The following is a 4,414-nucleotide window of genomic DNA, read 5'->3' on the forward strand; positions in this document are numbered from 1 at the left end:
GGCGGCGTGGCACGAGGAGCACGGCGCTCCGGCGGTGGCGGTCGAGCACCTGCTCCAGGCGGGCGAGGCCGAGGCCGCGGCCGAACGCGTCGCCGAGCTTGCCCTCGTCCTCTACGGGCAGGGCCAGGTCTCGACAGTGCGCCGGTGGTTCACCGAGCTCGGCGAGGACGTCGTGCGGAGCAATCCCGCACTCGTGGTGTCGATCACGTGGACCGCGGTACTGCTCGGCGACGTGCCTGCCGGCGAGCGATGGGCGCGAGCGCTGGACGAGATCGACACGAACGGGTTCCCCGACGAGGACCGTGTGCTCTTCGAATCCGCCCGTGCGATGGTGCGCGCGGCGATGTGCGTCGACGGCCACGAGCGCGTCGTGGAGGACGCCGCATACGCAGTCGAGCACGAGCCCGACACAAGCCCGTGGCGCGACCAGGCTCTTCACCTGTGGGGGTCGGCTCGTCTTCTCGTGGAGGACGGCGAGGGCGCGCGCGCGGCGTTCGCCGAGGCCATCGATGTGGCGACGCTCATGGGCAATCCCGACTCGATCATCCTCAGCGAGCCCGAGCTCGCGCTCCTGGCCATCGAACGCGGTGACTGGCCGCTCGCGCGAGAGCATGCCCGCCGCGGCGTCACGACGATCGACGCGAGCCACATGGACGGGTATCCCACGACGGCACTGGCGCTGGCGGTCGCAGCCCGCGTGGCGGTGCATGAGGGTGATCGCGAAACCGCCGAACGGCTGCTCGCACGGGGGATGCGCGCCCGTGTCGGCTGCACGCACCTGCTGCCATATCTCTCGGTGCGCGTGCGCCTGCAGCTCGCCAAGGCGCACGTCGCGTCCGGCGACCGCTCGGCGGCGTGGCACCTGCTGCGCGAGATCGACGACCTGCTCCACAAGCGGCCCGACGTCGGGGCGGTGTCGATGCAGGTGGAGGAATTCCGGACGTCGATGCAGGGCCAGCCGTCGAGCGTCGGCTCGGTGCCGCTCACGCCCGCGGAGCTGCGGCTGCTGCCCTACCTGCAGACGCACCTCACGATCGCCGAGATCGGGCAGCGTCTGTTCATCTCGCGCAACACCGTGAGCTCGGAGGTCGGATCGATCTACCGCAAGCTCGGCGTCACCACGCGCGGCGCGGCCGTCGAGCGCTCGGTCTCGCTCGGGCTTCTCGGCGGCTGAGCCCGCGCGGGAGGCCCACGGTGTGCGGTCGCCTCAGATGTCGTCGGAGGTCAGCTCCTCCTCGTAGCCGAGCGCCGCCGCGATGCGCGGCGCGGCGGCGACGGCGCGCGGGAGTCCCGAGATCGACACCATCCCATCGAGCACGCCCACGATCTCGCTCACCGACACCCCGGCGGTGATCGCCTCATCGACGGCGGACCGCATCGATGCGGTGGGAGCGGATGCCGCGATCAGGGCGCCGAGGCGCACGAGCGCGGCCGTGCGCCGATCGAGCACGTGCGCCCATGTCTCGCCGGCTGTCGCTTCCATGCGTGGATCGCCGACGCAGAAGCGCCGGAGGAGCTCCATCGCGTCAACCGCGCCGCCGCTGCGGCTGGATCGCGCCGTCATGCATCGAGCAGATCACCTCGACGGGTGATCGCACACCACGCAGATCGCGTGATCCCCCTGTGGCGGCCTCGATGCGCGCACGAGGTCGTCCGAGCGCCGTGTCGGCGGTCGCGCTTCACGCGATTCGAACGATGCCGCCGACTCACGGGCGGCGTTATGGTGGCCGCAGCGCGGTCGGGCCATCGACTTTCTCGTCGAAGCTCCCGCACGTGAGGCGGCTTGCTCGGGGGCCCGGAGCAGCGGACGACAGGAGACGCGCATGACCGACGGAACTTCGAACTCGATCGCGGGAGAGCCGCTGCCGCCGGCGCGGACGCTCCCGTTCCCGCCGAAGCCCTCCGGAAGCTTCGCGGGGCGGACCCTGGCGGAGTCGACGTACGCGCCGCTGCCGCCGCAGCGCCACCTCGGCGAGGACGCGCCGAACATCCTCGTGATCCTCATCGACGACGCGGGCCCCGCGCTGCCGGCACCGCTCGGCGGCGCGATCAACACCCCCACGCTCGGCCGCCTCCGTGAGGAGGGCATCGGCTTCAACCGCTTCCACACCACGGCGATGTGCTCTCCGACGCGCGCCGCGCTGCTCACCGGTCGCAACCACCACCGGGTGGGCAACGGGCAGATCGCCGAGCTCGCGAACGACTGGGACGGGTATTCGGGGCACATCCCCAAGAGCAGCGCCACCGTCGCCGAGGTGCTGCGCAACTACGGCTACTCGACCGGCGCGTGGGGCAAGTGGCACAACACCCCCGCCGAGGAGACGACGATCGCGGGCCCATACGACCGCTGGCCGACCGGCTACGGGTTCGAGTACTTCTACGGGTTCCTCGCCGGCGAGGCGTCGCAGTACGAGCCGAACCTCGTGCGCAACACCACCAGCGTGCTGCCCCCCAGGACACCTGAAGAGGGCTATCACCTCAGCGAGGACATCGCCGACGATGCGATCGGCTGGCTGCGCAGCCACAAGGCGCTCACGCCCGACAAGCCGTTCTTCATGTACTGGGCCACCGGCGCGATCCATGGACCGCACCACATCATGAAGGAGTGGGCCGACAAGTACAAGGGCGCCTTCGACGACGGCTGGGACGCGTATCGGGAGCGCGCGTTCGAGAACGCGAAGGCGGCCGGCTGGATCCCCGAGGACGCGGTGCTGACTGCGCGCCCGTGCAACCTGCAGGGCTGGGATGACATCCCCGACCACCAGAGGCCGTTCCAGACTCGCCTCATGGAGGTGTGCGCGGGCTTCGCCGAGCATGCCGACGTGCAGGCGGGGCGCCTGGTCGACACGCTCGAAGAGCTCGGCTACTCCGACAACACGCTCGTCGTCTACATCTGGGGCGACAACGGCTCGTCGGGCGAGGGTCAGAACGGCACGATCAGCGAACTGCTCGCGCAGAACATGATCCCCACCACTATCGACCAGCACATCGCGGCGCTCGAGGCGCTCGGCGGCCTGGACGCGCTCGGCACGCCGGCGACCGACAACCAGTACCACGCCGCGTGGGCGTGGGCGGGATCCACGCCCTACCAGGGCATGAAGCTCATGGCCTCGCACCTCGGCGGCACGCGCAACCCGATGTTCCTGCGCTGGCCGGGTCGCATCGCGCACGATCCGGCGCCGCGCACGCAGTTCCACCACGTGATCGACGTCGTGCCGACGATCTACGAGATCCTCGGCATCTCGCACCCGGAGGTGGTCAACGGCATCCACCAGGATCCGATCGACGGCACGAGCCTCGCGTACGCCGTCGACGATCCGGCGGCCGAGAGCCGCCACCGCACCCAGTACTTCGAGATCATGGCGAGCCGCTCGATCTACGCCGACGGGTGGATGGCGTCCGCGATCGGCCCGCGCCTGCCGTGGGTGCCCGGAACCCCTCCCGGAATCGCGACCTGGACCCCCGACCACGACGCGTGGGAGCTGTACCACCTCGACGAGGACTGGAGCCAGGCGCACGACCTTGCGGCCGAGAACCCCGAGAAGCTCGCCGAACTGAAGGAGCTCTTCGCTATCGAGGCCGCCAAGAACGAGGTGCTCCCGGTCGGCGCCGGCCTGTGGGTGCCCGTCTACCACCCCGAGTACCGCATCTCGGTGCCGTACACCCAGTGGGAGATGACCGGCGACACGGTGCGCGTGCCGGAGTTCTGCGCGCCCGCGCTCGGCAACAAGCCGAACGTCGTGACGATCAAAGCGAACGTCGGCGAGCGGGCGAACGGCGTGCTCTACAAGCTGGGCGGCGCCGGCGGCGGGCTCACCGCCTTCGTCGAGCACGGCATTCTGAAGTACGAGTACAACCTGTTCCTGGTGCAGCGGACCAAGGTCGAGGCATCCGCCGCCCTTCCGGCGGGCCAGGTCGAGATCGAGATCGAGACCACGTACGTCGAGCCGAGGCCGGGCGGTCCGCTCAACGTGACGCTGCGTGTGAACGGCGACGACGTGGCTTCGGGGATCGTGCCGATCAGCGCCCCGCTGCTGTTCACGGCGAACGACTGTCTCGACATCGGCCGCGCGTACGGCGGTGCCGTGTCGCGCGCCTACGTCGACAAGATGCCGTTCGCCTTCGACGGCTCGATCGAGCGCGTGAGCATCGCCTACACGCTGCCGCAGCACGCCTAACCCGGCGCACGGCGCCCACGCCTCTGCAGAGACGCAGGCCCCCACGGGATCGTCCCGCGGGGGCCTGGCGGCGTGCACAGGGTAGTTTCGTACGGGGCCGTCACAGTTGTGCACGACAGGAGACGACGATGCCGGATCGCGATGATCATGCGGCGCGCGCCGCAGGGCGTGAGGCGACGCTCGAGCGCGTCGCGATCGTCGGCGACGGCCGCGTCGGCCGGGCGGTCGCCGCGGCG

Annotated in this window: 3 protein-coding genes; 2 read left to right on the forward strand and 1 reads right to left on the reverse strand. The window is 70.5% G+C overall.

Translation table 11 applies throughout. From position 1 onward, the window contains the following. On the forward strand, positions 1-1,174 hold a 1,174-nt coding region (locus tag EIO58_RS13450), incomplete at its 5' end, for a LuxR C-terminal-related transcriptional regulator (RefSeq protein WP_240658840.1). Between the two features lie 33 nt (positions 1,175-1,207). Here the strand turns inward: EIO58_RS13450 and EIO58_RS13455 are convergent. Continuing rightward, positions 1,208-1,483 (reverse strand): carboxymuconolactone decarboxylase family protein, encoded by a 276-nt coding sequence (locus EIO58_RS13455; protein ID WP_164861702.1) that lies wholly within the window; start codon positions 1,481-1,483, stop codon positions 1,208-1,210. 340 nt (positions 1,484-1,823) lie between these two features. On the opposite strand from EIO58_RS13455, the gene EIO58_RS13460 reads away from it, so the two are divergent. Beyond that, the gene (locus EIO58_RS13460) at positions 1,824-4,178 is read left to right on the forward strand and encodes an arylsulfatase (protein WP_127819966.1); all 2,355 of its coding nucleotides are present in this window, start codon (positions 1,824-1,826) and stop codon (positions 4,176-4,178) included. Positions 4,179-4,414: the final 236 nt, after the last annotated feature.

The sequence above is a fragment of the Microbacterium sp. CPCC 204701 genome (genome assembly GCF_004010105.1).
Lineage (GTDB): Bacteria > Actinomycetota > Actinomycetes > Actinomycetales > Microbacteriaceae > Microbacterium.

Coding starts and splice junctions, on each gene's coding strand:
- EIO58_RS13460 (WP_127819966.1), top strand. CDS start 1,824: ATGACCGACGGAACTTCGAACTCGATCGCGGGAGAGCCGCTGCCGCCG.
- EIO58_RS13455 (WP_164861702.1), bottom strand. CDS start 1,483: ATGGAAGCGACAGCCGGCGAGACATGGGCGCACGTGCTCGATCGGCGC.